Below are 13,666 nucleotides of genomic sequence, written 5' to 3'. Positions count from 1 at the left end.
ATCACTGTAACAAAAAGCCCCGGCCGAGGGCAGCCGGGGCTTTGGTCGCAGGCGACGCGGACGTTCAGGCCGGCGCCAGACCGGCCGGCTTCTCGCCGTGCAAGAAGTAATGGATGGTCTCCTGCACGCTCTTGATGGCGTCGCCGAACGGCAGCGGCTCGGCGCCGCGGAAGAACAGCCCCTTGCTCACCTCGCCGCGGAAGGCGGCGGCCAGCTTGAGGTCGATGCAGAACTGCCCGACCTTGGCGAGCCCGTCGCGCAGGCCGCACACCGACAGGCAGTTGAGCGCCTGGGTGCAGCGGCGCGGGTCGGCCTTGGCGTTGGCCTGCAACTTGTCGAGGCGCTTGAGGTAGCTCTTCAGCCACGGCGTCAGCACCCCGCGCGCCGGCAGCCCGGCTACGCTGACGAATTCGACGATGTCCTCGGCGCGGGCGCCGGCCAGGGTCTGCTTGAACTGCGGGTGGGCGTCACCTTCCGCGGTCACGGCGAAGGCGGTGCCGATCTGCACCGCCGCCGCGCCGTAGTCGTTGAGGTAGGTCTGCACCTTCTCGTGGCTGTTGACGCCGCCGGCGACGATGAGCGGAATCTGCTCGCGCTCGAGTCCCAGCGACTGGAACAGTGCGAAGGTCTCGTCCAGCACGCGCTTGAAGTCGAACTTGGCGTCGGCGATGTCGTCGAGACGCGCCGCACCGAGGTGGCCGCCGGCATGTTTGGGATGTTCGATGACGATGGCGTCGGGCAGGCGGTTCTTCTTCATCCAACGCTTGAGCACGATGCCGATGCCGCGTGCCTCGGACAGGATCGGGATCAGCGCCACGTCCGGATACTCGGCGGTCATCTCCGGCAGATCGAGCGGCAGGCCGGCGCCCATCACCACCGCGTGCGCGCCCGACTCGCAAGCCTGGCGCACATAGTCGGCGTGGGCGTCGACCGCCTTCATCACGTTGACGGCGACCAGGCCCTGGCCGTCGGCGTTGGCCAGCGCGCCCTTCACCTCGCGGTCGAGCGCGATCAGGTTGAGGCGGTTGAGCTCGTCGGCGCCGCCGGCGCGTTCGCTCTGTGCCATCAGGTCGGGGTGCAGGTGGCGCAGGTCGACGCTGGCGATGGTGCCGACGCCGCCGGCACGGGCCACGGCGCCGGCCAGGCTCTTGGCGGACACGCCGACACCCATGCCGCCCTGCACGATGGGCAGGAGGCTACGGCCGCGGATCACGAGGGGGGAAAACGGTTGGGTCATGGTGGGTGGGTTCTGGCTGCGGGGAAAGGCTCACATTGTAGGGAGGCGGGGTGGCGGGGCTTTGATCGGAGTCAAGGAAGACCCGGCCCCGCCGTGTTCTCCCCGGTTTCAATGCTGGCGGAAGGTGAAATCGGCAAAGCGCAGCGCGATGTCATGGTGATTGCCGGGCCAGCCGGCGGGCCACGGCGTCGGCAGCGGGGCGGGCGGGCGGATCGCCTGCCAGCGGTAATGGCGCACGCCGTGCGTCGCCAGCTCGTCGGCGAGCCGGGCCAGCACCGTTTCATCGTGCCAGTGCGGGTGGATCGAGGTGCGGCACTCGTAGGCGACGCCGCTGGCCAGCAGCAGCTCAAGGCTGCGGCGCGCGGCGCGGCCGCTGCCGGGCACGCCGGTGAGCGCATCGTAGTCGGCCCACTCCGTTTTCACGTCGAAACCGACCCAGTCTAGCAGCGGCAGCGCTTCGGCCAACCTGGCCGGGTACGCCCCGCCGCTGTGCAGCCCGGTGGCGAAGCCGAGTGCGCGCACCTCGGCCAGCAGCGCCGGCAGAGCCGCCTCGGCCAGCGGCTCGCCGCCCGAGAACACCACGCCGTCGAGCAGGCCACGGCGGCTCGCCAGCCACTCGCGCAGCGCCGGCCAGTCGGTCTTGCCGTCGCGGCGCCGCCATAGCTGCGGGTTGTGGCAGTAGCCGCAGCGCCATGGGCAGCCGGCGAGGAACACCACCGCCGTGAGCTTGCCCGGCCAGTCGCAGGCCGAGAACGGCTCCAGTCCGCCGATGCGCGCCGCCTCAGCCGGCTTCACGCTCATCGAAGTGCAGGCGTTCGTTGAACTCGCCCTGTTTGCCGATGTTGAACGCCGCCACCGGACGGTGGTAGCCCATCACGCGGGTCCACACCTCGCAACGGGTGCGTTCGTTGTTGTCCAGCACGGTGTCGAGATGGCGTTGTTCGGACAGATTGCTCATGGTGTTGCCTTTCTAAAAGAGTCAAAAGGTTGGCCGAAGCCGGGGGCATGGTGCGTTAACCCTGTCTGCGCCGCTTCTCCGCCAGCAGCTCCGCGTCGCAGCGCGGGCAGAACTCGTGGTGTCCCGACAGGTAGCCGTGCTTCGGGCAGATCGAGAAGGTCGGCGTGATGGTGATGTAGGGCAGGCGGAACCCCGCCAGCGCGCGTTTCACCAGTTGGCGGCAGGCCTCCGGGCTCGACACCGCCTCGCTCATGTAGAGGTGCAGCACGGTGCCGCCGGTGTACTTGCGCTGCAGCGCCTCCTGCCGCGTCAGCGCTTCGAACGGGTCGTCGGTGAAGCCCACCGGCAGCTGGCTGGAGTTGGTGTAGTAGGGCTGCTCGGCCGTGCCGGCCTGCAGGATGTCGGCAAAGCGTTTGCGGTCTTCCTTGGCGAAGCGGTAGGTGGTGCCTTCCGCCGGCGTCGCCTCCAGGTTGTAGAGATGGCCGGTCTGTTCCTGGAACGCCAGCATCTGCTCACGGATGTGGTCGAGGTAGCGGCAGGCGAAATCGTGCCCCCAGGCGCTGGTGATGTCGTCACGGTCGGCGCTGAAGTTGCGGATCATCTCGTTGATGCCGTTCACCCCCACCGTGCTGAAGTGGTTGCGCAGCGAGCCCAGGAAGCGCTTGGTGTAGGGGTAGAGGCCCTCGTCGATCAGGCCCTGCACCACGCGGCGCTTCTCCTCCAGCGTGTCGCGCGCCAGCGCCATCAGGCGGTCGGTTTCCGCCAGCAGGCCGGGCAGGTCGCCCTTGAAGCGGTAGCCCAGGCGCGCGCAGTTGAGCGTCACCACGCCCACCGAGCCGGTCTGCTCGGCGCTGCCGAACAGGCCGTTGCCGCGCTTCAACAGTTCGCGCAGGTCGAGCTGCAGGCGGCAGCACATGCTGCGCACCATGTGCGGTTCGAGGTCGGAGTTCACGAAGTTCTGGAAGTAGGGCAGGCCATACTTGGCGGTCATCGCGAACAGCAGATCGGTGTTCTCGCCGTACCAGTCGAAATCCTTGGTGATGTTGTAGGTCGGGATCGGGAAGGTGAACACCCGCCCCTTGGCGTCGCCCTCCAGCATCACCTCGATGTAGGCGCGGTTGATCAGCGCCATCTCGCGCGCGCAGTCGCCGTAGGTGAACGGCATCTCCTCGCCGCCGATCAGCGGGATTTGCTCGCGCAGGTCTTCCGGACACAGCCAGTCGAAGGTGAGGTTGGTGAACGGTGTCTGCGTGCCCCAGCGGCTCGGCACGTTGAGGTTGTAGATCAGCTCCTGGATGCTCTGCTTGACCTGCTCGTAGGAGAGACCGTCCTTTTTCACGAACGGCGCCAGGTAGGTATCGAAGGAGCTGAACGCCTGCGCTCCGGCCCATTCGTTCTGCAGCGTGCCGAGGAAATTGACGATTTGGCCGCAGGCCGACGACAGGTGGCGCGGCGGCTGCGATTCCACCTTGCCCGGTACGCCGTTGAAACCCATTTGCAGCAAGGTGCGCAGCGACCAGCCGGCGCAGTAGCCGGAGAGCATGTCCAGATCGTGGATGTGGAAGTCGCCCTCGCGGTGCGCGCGGGCGGCCTCGGCGCTGAACACCTTGGCGAGCCAGTAGTTGGCGGTCACCTTGCCGGCCACGTTGAGAATCAGCCCGCCCAAGCTATAGCCCTGGTTGGCGTTGGCTTGCACGCGCCAGTCGGCGCGGCTTAGGTATTCGTCGATGGCGGCGACGGCGTCGACAGGGGCGACAGGGTGGTCAGAAAGACGGGCTGCTTCAGTCATGGCTCAACATATGGTGTTTGTTTCGTTGAGGTGCACTATAAATGGTGGAATGACGCTCGGGTGCCCGATGCGGGAATCCCTTGACGTGGATCAAGCGGTAAACCGCATCATGTTGTGTCGACGAAATGAAAAAGGCACAGCATGCTGTGCCTTTTGGGGTGTGACCGGCAGGGCGGGTGGGGCGGAGCGCAAGCCATAGGTCGATATCGATGGGCTTCAGCATTGAATGCCTTCACCCATCCTGCAAACAAGCTCAGAACCTGTTCACGATCTGTTGCGAGCGGCCCTCAGCGGGGTGAAGAGCAGCGCAGAAACCGGAATGTACTGGAGTACATGAGGATTTCGAGCAGTACATGAGCCCCGATCAGGGACGCGCAGTAGGATCGTGCTCAGGTTCTCAGCGCTCGGCGTAGACGAAGCGTTTCCCCGTCTTGTCGAAGGCGTACACCTTGTACGCCACCTTGCCCATGCCCTCCATGCCCGGGCTGCCCGGCGGCATACCGGGCACGGCGAGGCCGACGAGGTTCTTCGGCTTGTCGTGCAGCACCTTCTGCACCAGGTCGGCCGGCACATGGCCTTCGAAGGTGTAGCCGCCGATGCGCGCGGTATGGCAGGCGCCCATGTCCGAGGGGACGCCGAAGCGCGAACGCACGCTGGCGAGTTCGCGGCTCGGCTCCACCTGCAGCGTGATGCCCTTGCCTTGCAGGTGCTCGGCCCAGGCCGTGCAGCAGCCGCAGTTGGGGTCCTTGTACAGCGTGCCCTGGGCGGCCAGAGCGTGGCCGGAGAAGATCAGTGCGCCGATCACGGCGAGTCGTTGCGGAGTATTCATGGTCGATAGCTGTCCTGAGAGGGAGAACCTGGCGGCCCGGTGGCGGGCCGCCGCGTGCGGGATTCGCTTGCCTGCTCAGGCGACCGGGGGGCGGGTGGCCACCGGCGGGATGAACTGCGCCTCCCCGCCGCGTTCGTGTCCCACCTGCACCGCCCCGGGCGAGACCCGCCGTACTTCTCCGACATCGGCATGGGCAGCTGTTGCGTAAAAATGACAGCACGCTGGCGCATCGGATGGCAGCGCCCGGTGGCGGCAGCCGGCGTCAGCCGCCGCCATGCAGGGTGCGGCGGTGCTGCCATGGCATGCTTCTGGCGGTACGCTTTGCGCCAGGGTGGAGAGCGGCAAGGCCAGCCACACGGTCAGCACCAGCAGCAGCAAGGGGCGGAGGAAGTTCATGCCGTAATCGTAGCGCAGGTGAGGTGTGCCGGGCTTGAGCTGGCACAAATCATTTCAATCTTCATTGTTTTCAAAGAATGGTGTAACCTTTTTAAAGAAATACCCAATCAATTTTCGTCAGCCCCTCAGCTCGACGCCGGACGATCCCGCCCGGGGCCCGCAGGGGCCGGCCCTACCATGGAATCCGTAGCGCATGGATACCTTGAAGGCACTGATGGTCTTTATGACCACCGCCGAAAACGGCAGTTTCTCCGACGCGGCGCGCAAGCTCGGCGTCTCTCCCGCCGCCATCAGCCAGAGTATCGCCCGGCTCGAACAGGAACTGGAAGTCCGCCTGTTCAACCGCACCACGCGCCAGCTGACGCTGACCGAGGACGGCCGGCGCTTCTACGCGCAATGTCGCGGCCCGGTGAACAATCTGGACGCGGCCATCAACCAGCTCAAGGCGAGCCGCGACGAGCCGGCCGGGCACCTGCGCATCAGCCTGCCCAACTCCTTCGGCCGGCACTTCATCCTGCCGCTGATGGGCGAGTTTTGCCAGCGTCACCCCAAGATCCGCGTGTTCTTCGGCCTCGACGACCATTTCAGCGACCTGATCGAGGACGGCTACGACGTCGGCGTGCGCGTCGGCATGATGCCGGACTCGCGCCTGTCGGCGCGCCACCTGGCGCAACTGCCGCTCTACACCGTGGCGGCGCCCGAATACTGGAACAAGAACGGCCGTCCGCAGAAACCCGACGACCTGGCCAACCACAACTGCATCAACTACCAGTTCCCGACTTCCGGCCGACTGTGCAAGTGGGAGTTCGAGCGCGACGGCGAGCGTATCCCGCTCGAGGTCAACGGCATCTATACCCTGAACGACATCGAGGCGGTGTGCGAAATGGCACGCCTGGGCTTCGGCGTGGCGCAGGTGCCGGGTCACGAGGCAATGCCCTACCTGCGCAGCGGCGAACTGGAGGCAGTGCTGACCGACTTCATCTCGCTGGAACGTTCGATCTACATCTGCTTCCCGCACCGCGAGCACATCGCTCCGCGCACCCGGGTCTTTGTCGACTATGTGGCGGAGAAACTGGCCGAACATCCCGACATCGTCGCCGATCTCCCCGGTCTGGACCTGACTGCCAAGCGCGAGGCGGCGCAGCACTGAGCCGACGCGCCAGCCCGATCGCACGCCCGGCCTGGCCGGGCTTTTTTCTGCCCGTGGCCAACGGCCAAGCCCGCATTGTCGAGTATTTTCGACGCGTGTATCGTGATGACAGGCGGGTGGCTCTTCCGCGGCCCGTCCGGAAAACGATTGCAACAGGTGCACCATGGACCGTCCTCTCGAACACACCCATTCCTACTACGCCGCCTCGCGCAACCCGGCGCCGGATCGTCCCGTACTGCGCGGCGCGCATCACTGCGACGTGTGCGTGATCGGGGCCGGCTACACCGGCCTGTCGGCGGCGCTGCACCTGGCCGAGCACGGTTACCGGGTCATGGTGCTGGAGGCGGCACGGGTCGGCTGGGGTGCCTCCGGACGCAATGGCGGACAGATCGTCAACAGCTACAGCCGCGACCTGGACGTGATCGAGCGCCGCCACGGCAAGGCCGCCGCCGCCGCGCTGGGGAGTATGGCGTTCGAGGGCGGCAGCATCATCCGCGAGCGGGTCGCCAAGTACGGCATCCGGTGCGACCTGAAGCAGGGCAATGTGTTCGCCGCCCTGACCGGCAAGCAGCTCGATGAACTGGAGGGCAAGCAGCGTTTGTGGGAGCGCTTCGGCCACACCGGACTGCGGCTCATCGATCAGGCCGGCATGAAGGATATCGTCGGCACCGCGCAGTACGTCGGCGCGCTGCTCGACAACTGGGGCGGCCACCTCCACCCGCTCAACCTGGCCTTGGGCGAGGCGGCGGCGCTGGAGTCGCTGGGCGGGCAGATTTTCGAGCAGTCGGCGGTGCTGAGCGTGGAGCGTGCGGAACCGGCCGTGGTGCGTACCGCCGAAGGCCAGGTGAGCGCGCGTTTCGTGATCGTGGCGGGCAATGCCTATCTCGGCAATCTGCTGCCCGAGTTGGCCGAAAAGACGCTGCCGTGCGGCACCCAGGTGATCACCACCGAGCCGCTGCCGGCCGAGCTGGCGCACGCGCTGCTGCCGGGCGACCACTGCGTCGAGGACTGCAATTTCCTGCTGGATTACTACCGCCTGACCGCCGACAAGCGCCTGCTGTACGGCGGCGGCACGGTGTACGGCGCACGCGACCCGGGCGAGATCGTGCGCCTGATCCGCCCCAAGATGCTCAAGACTTTCCCGCAGCTGGAAGACGTCAAGATCGAGTTCGGCTGGACCGGCAACTTCTCGCTGACGCTGTCGCGCCTGCCGCAGGCCGGCCGCCTCGGCAACAACATCTACTACTCGCAGGGCTGCAGCGGCCACGGCGTGACCTACACCCATCTCGCCGGCCGCCTGCTGTCGGAGGCGATTCGCGGCCAGAGCGAACGCTTCGACGCCTTCGCCCGTCTGCCGCATTACCCCTTCCCCGGCGGGCGGCTGTTCCGCGTGCCGATGCTGACGATGGGGGCATGGTATTACAGCCTGCGCGACCGGCTCGGGATGTGACGCCGTCCTGCCTGCTGCCATGGCCTGCCCGGTACGCGGCCAGGCCTGTGCGAGCCGTGTGGCGCGCGGCATGGCATGCCGCCGAACCCCTGAGGCGCGGACAGGTCCTTCCGAAGCCCTGGGGTAGGTCGTCAGCGCCGGTCGAAACGTGCCGCCAACTCTCCCGGTGTCATCGGCTTGGCGATGGAGTGGCCCTGCGCCGCCGGGATGCCCAGCTTCTGCAGCAGCTCGCGCTGGGCCGGTGTCTCGACGCCGGCGGCCAGGAGCCGGATGCCCAGCGCCCGCGTGAGCTGCGCGGTAGCCGTGATGATGGCCTGATCGCGCGGCGAGTCGGCCAGGGTCTTGACCAGCGCCTGTCCGATCTTCAGCGTGCTGATCGGGAAGCGGCGCAGGATGGCGAGTTCGCCCAGTTCGCTGCCGAAGTCGTCCAGCGCCAGCCGTAGTCCCATCATGCCCAGGCAGTGCAGGTTTTCGATGACCTTGGTGTTGTGCTGGTCGAGCGCTGCTTCGTGGAACTCCAGCTCGATCAACGCCGGCGGAATGCCGTAGTGTTTCAGCATGTAGTCCAGTTTGCCGGGCAGCTTGTCGTCGGCCAGCTGGCGGGCCGACAGGTTGATCGAGAGCGGGCAGGCGCTGTCGAGCCAGCCCTCCACCAGCCAGGCCGCCCGCTGGCGACAGGCCAGTTCGATACTGCGCTCACCAAACGCCATGATCAGGCCGCTTTCTTCCAGCAGCGGCAGGAAGGCCCCCGCTGGCTGCACCGGCTGTCCCGGTGGCTGCCAGCGCAGCAGCGCTTCGATCCCGACCAGCCGCCCGTTGTGCAGGTCCTGTTGTGGCTGGTAGAGCAGGAACAGCTGCTGCTCGACGAGGGCCTGCCGCAGCTGCTGCTCGCGGCGCAGCCGTTCCTGGACGCGCTGGTTCATTTCCGTGGTGAAGAAGTGGTAGAGGTGATGCCCGTCCTCTTTGGCGCGGTACATCGCCACGTCGGCGGCCTCGATCAGGCTGGTGACGGTGCGGCCGCAGTCAGGGTAGGTGGCAATGCCGATGCTGGCCCGGACCGTGAGGGCGTCGTCGTCGATCTGCAGCGGCGGCTCCAGCGCCGCAATGATGCGCTGGGCGCTGTAGGCGGCGCGGTCGGGACTCTCCAGCTGCTCCAGAATGATGATGAACTCGTCGCCGCCTAGCCGGGCGATGTGGTCCTCGCGGCGCAGACAACCGCGCAGCCGCTCGGCCACCTGCTGCAGCACGATGTCGCCGACCTTGTGGCCGAGACGGTCGTTGATTTCCTTGAAGCGGTCGAGGTCGAGAAACAGCAGTCCCAGCCCCTGGTGCGAGCGCTCGGCGTGGCTCAGCACTTTTTCCAGCATGATGGTGAAGCCGTTGCGGTTGAGCAGCCCGGTCAGATAGTCGGTCAGGGCTTGCTGGCGCAACTGGCTCTCGGTTTCCAGCTGCTGGCGGATGTCGCGGAAGATCACCACCAGTCCCTGTTGCTGCCCGCCCATCGGCGAGCAGCGCAGCGATACCGGCAGCGGCGGCCGGCCCGGCGGGTACAGCGTGGTTTCCTCGTGCAGCACTTCGACATTGTCGCGGCAGGCGATGGCGAACGGGCTGCTGTCCCAGTCGGTTGCCCGGTCGCTCTCGTGGAACAGCTGCTGTATCGGGTAGCCGACCAGGTGTTCGGCCGACATGCCGAGCAGGTTCTGGGTGGCGGGGTTGGCGAAGCGGACGATGCCATCGGGGCTGACGCCGATGACGCCCTCGCCGGCGGAGCTCAGCAGCGATTGGTAGTAGTCGCGCTGTTCATCGAGCCGCTGGTAGGCGCTCAGCAGCTGCCGTTTCTGCTGGTCGTACTCCAGCAGGAGGCGCACCTTGCTGCGCAGGGTCAGCGGATCGAACGGCTTGACCAGGTAGTCGATGGCGCCGCAGCTGTAGCCGCGCTGGATGTCCTGTTCTTCGCACATCGCCGCGGTGATGAACAGGATGGGGGTGCTGCGGGTCTGGCGCCGGCCGCGGATCAGCATCGCCACTTCGTAGCCGTCCATGCCGGGCATCGAGACGTCGAGCAGGATGACCGATACCGGCTGGGTGAGCAGGTACTTGAGCGCCTCCTCTCCCGAGCCGAGCGACACCACCTGGCAGGGCAGGGGCTCCAGTACCACTTCGATGACACGCAGATTGACCGCCTTGTCGTCGATCGACAGCACGACCGGCAGTCGTTCCGATTTGGCGGCGGCGGCGGGGGTTCCGGTATCGTGGCGGGGGGCGATCAGGTCTGCGTGAGCCATTGGTCGATCATCCTAAGCAGTTCCTTGCTGTCTACCGGCTTGGGCAGGTAGTCGTTGGTGCCGGCTTGCAGGCATTTGGCCTTGTCGTCCTTCATCGCGTAGGCGGTGACCGCGATGATCGGCCGCTCGAAACGCAGTTCGCTGCGCAGGCGGCGGGTGGTTTCATAGCCGTCCAGCACCGGCATCGCCATGTCCATCAGCACGAGCTGAATGCCCGGGTTCTGTTCGATCTGGGTCAGGGCTTCTTCGCCGTTGATGGCCGTCAGCACGTTGAACTGGCGCTCTTCCAGTACGCTGCTCATGGCATAGATGTTGCGGATGTCGTCGTCCACCAGCAGCAGCGTGGCGCGCTCCCGGTTTGCGGTGTTGCCCGCCGCGGCCTTGCCTGCCGGGTCGGACACCTGATCGAGGAAGGTGCGGATGGCGTACGACAGCTTGAGTTCGTTGGCAGCGCCCTTGGTGAGCACCACGGCGCTGTATTCGTTCATCGCCTGCAGGGTGTCGCGGTCGAGATCCATGCCGGTGTTGATGATGATGCGCAGCTGGCTGAGGCCGGGCTGGCTGCTGATCCACTGCAGCAGCTCGAAGCCGCTGCCGCCGGGCAGGTTGAGGTCGATCACGGCGCAGGCGAACGTCTGCTGCAGCAGCAGGTTCTTGGCCTCGAGCACGTTGCCGCAGCACTGCGGCGTGCCGCCCAGCTGCTCGATCAGGGCTTGGTAGTGCTCCCGTTCCACCAGGTTGTCTTCGACCAGCAGCACCTGTCCCGGACGGTGGCCCAGCTCGGCGTGCAGTTCGCGGAACACCCGCGCCAGGGTGCTCTGGTCGACCGGCTTGACCAGGTAGTCCTGGATGTCGAGCTGCTCGTGCAGCTCGCTGCGGTCGAGACAGGAGATGATGTGGACCGGGGCATGCCGCGTGGCGGGAGTGCCCCGCACCTGGCGCAGCAGCTCCCAGCCGTTCATGTCGGGCAGCAGGATGTCGAGGATGAAGGCGGCCGGCGGGTGCTGGCGCATTTCCTGCAAGGCCTCGATGCCGGTGCTGGCGATGCGCGTCTTGAAGCCCGACTCCATCGCCTTGTTCATGATGATGCGCGCGAATTGCTGGTCGTCCTCCACCACCAGCACGTCGCTGCGGCTGCTGGCCTTGGCCGGGGGGATCACGACATGCGGTTCCGGCGGCAGCGTGACTTCCTTCACGCCACCGCCGGCCGGATGCACCGGCAGGTACAGCACGAAGGTGCTGCCGAGCCCGAGTTCGCTGCGCACGTCGATCGTGCCGCCCAGGAGGTGGGCCAGCTGGCGCGAGATGCTGAGCCCGAGGCCGCTGCCGCCGAATTGGCGTTTGCTGCCCTGTTCGAGCTGTTCGAAGGCCTCGAAGATGCGGTCCAGCTTGTCGGACGGCATGCCGCAGCCGGTATCGGTGACGGCGATGGCCAGGGTGTGTTGCGGCAGGCTGTCCATGCCGGGCGGCACGCTCTGCGGCTGGTAGACGCGCAGGTGCACCGAACCATGGTCGGTGAACTTGAAGGCATTGGACAGCAGGTTTTTCAGGATCTGGAACAGCCGCGTGGCGTCGGTGATCAACACGTCGCCGGCACTGTCTTCCTTGGTGGTCTGGAACGTCAGCTGGCGGTTTTCCGCCACCGGCAGAAAATTCTGGCGCAGCGTGGTGATCAGGTCGTTCACCAGCACCTTTTCGCGGTTGAGCGTCATGCGTCCGGCTTCGATCTTGGACAGGTCGAGAATGTCGTTGATCAGCGCCAGCAGGTCCTTGCCGGAGCGGTTGATGATGGTGGCGTGCTCCACCTGCTTGGCGGTGAGGTTGCCCTGGCGGTTTTCCGCCAGCTGGTCGGCGAGGATCAGGATGCTGTTGAGCGGGGTGCGCAGCTCGTGCGACATGGTGGCCAGGAATTCGGTCTTGTAGCGGTTGGCGCGCGAGATCTGCTCGGCCTGTTCGCGCAGGCGCAGCTCGGAGAGCTTGCGTTCGGAGATGTCGATGATGGAGCACACCGTCTGCACGCCTTCCTCGGTGAGCATGGTGGAGAGCCCGATCTCGACCGGGATTTCCCTCCCGTCCTTGCACAGCGCGAACAGCTCGCGCCCTTCGCCCATCTGGCGCGGCTTGGAGTCGGCCTTGAAGGCCTGGCGCAGCATCGGGTGATGCTTGCGGAAGCGTTCCGGCAGCAGCATCTCGATGCTCTTGCCCTGCAGCTCTTCCGGCGAGTAGCCGAAATAGCGCACGGCGGCGGGGTTGCTCATGGTGATGAAGCCCTGCTGATCCACCGCCAGCATGGCGTTGGGCGCCGACTGGATCACGGCGCGGAAGTGTTCTTCGCGTTTCTTGGCGGCGGCGGCACTGGCGTCGCTGATGGCGGCTTCGCGGCGGCGGGCGAACAGGATGCTGCCGATGAACACGCTCAGCAGCAGGCTGGCCAGGAGGCCCAGGCCCATCACCCACAGGTAGCGCGTGCTGGCCACGCTGCGGTCGAGTTCGGGGGCGCTGGCGATGTCGAGCAGCCAGGGGCGGCCACCCAGCCGGTAGTGGCGTTGCACATGGTAGCGGCCGGTGTTCTGGCGTCCGGTGCTGTACATCAGGCTGGCGGGGGTGGCCTCGTTGCCGTCGTAGATGCGCAGGTTCAGCTGGGGAGTGCCATCGCCGAAAATGCCCAGCATCAGGTCGCCCATGCGGAAGGTGGCGAATACCCAGCCCTGCAACGCGGCGCGGCGCGCCTCGACGCTGCCCTGCGCGGCGCCCTTGCGGTACACCGGCCAGTACATCAGGAAGACGTTGGTATCTTTCGGGGTACTCTGCAGCAGCGGCGCGACCTTGCCGGTCACGGCCGGTGCGCCGCTGTCGAGCGCCTGGATCATGGCGTTACGTCGCGTCGTTTCGGTGTACATGTCGAACCCCAGCGCGGTTTCGTTGCGCGGCGTCGGGGGGTAGAGGTAGCGGATGGCGGTGTAGCCGGCGCGCGGAGAGTCCGGATGCAGACGGAAATCCGGCCGCTCCTGCTGCATGCGGCTCAGGTAGGACGGCAGCTCGGCCGGGGCGAGCCGGTCCACGTAGCCGAGGGACGCCAGGCCGGGGTAGTGCTGGCTCAGCTGCAGCGTGGCGAGATAGTCGTTGAATTCTTGCCGGCTGACGTCGCCGCTGGCCTGGAACAGGCCGACCACGCCGTGCAGCACCAGGTGGTAGGACTGCATGCGTTCGTTGATGGCGGCTTCGACTTGGCCGGCCTGGTGATCGAAACGCTGGCGGGCGAGGTTGTCGTCCTGATGGGCGATCAGGTTGGCGACCAGCAGCGAGCTGCCGGCCGTCAGGAAGAACAGCAGGGCAACGGGGAGCAGGATGCCGCGCAGCATTCCCGGGTCGGGCAGCAGGCCGGTGAGTCGCTTCGGAAAAGGCATGGCGCACCTCGTGTCCGGGCCGCGCAGTGTCCGCTGCGCCGTTGGCCGTGGTCGGATCCGGGAGAGGGGGGCACGGAGATGCGCCCCCCTCGCGAGCCGGGCATGCTTTGAGCATAGCAAGGCGAGGCGTTTTAACCAGTGATTGTTTCTCTGGCGTGTGCGCGG

10 protein-coding genes are annotated in these 13,666 nt (G+C 66.5%); 2 read left to right on the top strand and 8 right to left on the bottom strand.

Going from position 1 to position 13,666, the window contains the following annotated elements:
- Positions 1–64 precede the first annotated feature (64 nt).
- The 6 genes from NH8B_RS17555 to NH8B_RS17530 all read right to left on the bottom strand — a co-directional run bounded on the left by NH8B_RS17555 (position 65) and on the right by NH8B_RS17530 (position 5,209).
- A complete protein-coding gene (locus tag NH8B_RS17555; protein WP_014088443.1) occupies positions 65–1,237 on the bottom strand; it encodes an NAD(P)H-dependent flavin oxidoreductase in 1,173 nt (390 codons plus the stop codon).
- 108 nt (positions 1,238–1,345) lie between these two features.
- Positions 1,346–2,038 (bottom strand): anaerobic ribonucleoside-triphosphate reductase activating protein, encoded by a 693-nt coding sequence (locus NH8B_RS17550; protein ID WP_014088442.1) that lies wholly within the window; start codon positions 2,036–2,038, stop codon positions 1,346–1,348.
- Positions 2,019–2,195, bottom strand: a complete 177-nt coding sequence (gene nrdD, locus NH8B_RS21315; RefSeq protein ID WP_014088441.1) for an anaerobic ribonucleoside-triphosphate reductase — start codon at positions 2,193–2,195, stop codon at positions 2,019–2,021. Before nrdD ends, NH8B_RS17550 begins: the two co-directional genes overlap by 20 nt.
- Positions 2,196–2,250: 55 nt before the next feature.
- The gene (locus NH8B_RS17540; RefSeq protein WP_014088440.1) at positions 2,251–3,984 is read right to left on the bottom strand and encodes a ribonucleoside triphosphate reductase; all 1,734 of its coding nucleotides are present in this window, start codon (positions 3,982–3,984) and stop codon (positions 2,251–2,253) included.
- Between the two features lie 397 nt (positions 3,985–4,381).
- Entirely contained in the window at positions 4,382–4,813 is a 432-nt protein-coding gene (locus tag NH8B_RS17535; protein WP_008952380.1) for a DUF411 domain-containing protein, read from the bottom strand.
- Positions 4,814–4,888: 75 nt separating this feature from the next.
- Positions 4,889–5,209 carry a hypothetical protein gene (locus tag NH8B_RS17530; RefSeq protein ID WP_148283000.1) on the bottom strand — a complete coding sequence of 107 codons (321 nt, stop codon included), beginning with the start codon at positions 5,207–5,209 and terminating at the stop codon, positions 4,889–4,891.
- A gap of 193 nt (positions 5,210–5,402) precedes the next feature.
- Between NH8B_RS17530 and NH8B_RS17525 the strand changes: the two genes are divergently transcribed.
- Both NH8B_RS17525 and NH8B_RS17520 read left to right on the top strand, forming a co-directional pair.
- Positions 5,403–6,359 (top strand): LysR family transcriptional regulator, encoded by a 957-nt coding sequence (locus tag NH8B_RS17525; protein ID WP_014088438.1) that lies wholly within the window; start codon positions 5,403–5,405, stop codon positions 6,357–6,359.
- A 163-nt stretch (positions 6,360–6,522) separates the two neighbouring features.
- A complete protein-coding gene (locus NH8B_RS17520) occupies positions 6,523–7,809 on the top strand; it encodes an NAD(P)/FAD-dependent oxidoreductase (protein ID WP_014088437.1) in 1,287 nt (428 codons plus the stop codon).
- Between the two features lie 131 nt (positions 7,810–7,940).
- On the opposite strand, the gene NH8B_RS17515 is transcribed toward NH8B_RS17520, so the two are convergent.
- Together NH8B_RS17515 and NH8B_RS17510 are read right to left on the bottom strand one after the other, a co-directional pair.
- Positions 7,941–10,094, bottom strand: a complete 2,154-nt coding sequence (locus NH8B_RS17515; RefSeq protein WP_014088436.1) for a GGDEF/EAL domain-containing response regulator — start codon at positions 10,092–10,094, stop codon at positions 7,941–7,943.
- Positions 10,076–13,501 (bottom strand): CHASE domain-containing protein, encoded by a 3,426-nt coding sequence (locus NH8B_RS17510; protein ID WP_014088435.1) that lies wholly within the window; start codon positions 13,499–13,501, stop codon positions 10,076–10,078. The genes NH8B_RS17515 and NH8B_RS17510 overlap by 19 nt, the downstream gene beginning before the upstream one ends.
- Between the last annotated feature and the right edge of the window lie 165 nt (positions 13,502–13,666).

The organism is Pseudogulbenkiania sp. NH8B (assembly GCF_000283535.1).
GTDB lineage: Bacteria > Pseudomonadota > Gammaproteobacteria > Burkholderiales > Chromobacteriaceae > Pseudogulbenkiania > Pseudogulbenkiania ferrooxidans.
This window is presented reverse-complemented; position numbering and strand designations above follow the sequence as displayed.

What these genes read in the sequence shown, in the direction of transcription:
- NH8B_RS17555 (WP_014088443.1), bottom strand. Translation starts at nt 1,237, where the DNA reads ATGACCCAACCGTTTTCCCCCCTCGTGATCCGCGGCCGTAGCCTCCTG.
- NH8B_RS17550 (WP_014088442.1), bottom strand. Translation starts at nt 2,038, where the DNA reads ATGAGCGTGAAGCCGGCTGAGGCGGCGCGCATCGGCGGACTGGAGCCG.
- nrdD (WP_014088441.1), bottom strand. Translation starts at nt 2,195, where the DNA reads ATGAGCAATCTGTCCGAACAACGCCATCTCGACACCGTGCTGGACAAC.
- NH8B_RS17540 (WP_014088440.1), bottom strand. Translation starts at nt 3,984, where the DNA reads ATGACTGAAGCAGCCCGTCTTTCTGACCACCCTGTCGCCCCTGTCGAC.
- NH8B_RS17535 (WP_008952380.1), bottom strand. Translation starts at nt 4,813, where the DNA reads ATGAATACTCCGCAACGACTCGCCGTGATCGGCGCACTGATCTTCTCC.
- NH8B_RS17530 (WP_148283000.1), bottom strand. Translation starts at nt 5,209, where the DNA reads ATGAACTTCCTCCGCCCCTTGCTGCTGCTGGTGCTGACCGTGTGGCTG.
- NH8B_RS17525 (WP_014088438.1), top strand. Translation starts at nt 5,403, where the DNA reads ATGGATACCTTGAAGGCACTGATGGTCTTTATGACCACCGCCGAAAAC.
- NH8B_RS17520 (WP_014088437.1), top strand. Translation starts at nt 6,523, where the DNA reads ATGGACCGTCCTCTCGAACACACCCATTCCTACTACGCCGCCTCGCGC.
- NH8B_RS17515 (WP_014088436.1), bottom strand. Translation starts at nt 10,094, where the DNA reads ATGGCTCACGCAGACCTGATCGCCCCCCGCCACGATACCGGAACCCCC.
- NH8B_RS17510 (WP_014088435.1), bottom strand. Translation starts at nt 13,501, where the DNA reads ATGCCTTTTCCGAAGCGACTCACCGGCCTGCTGCCCGACCCGGGAATG.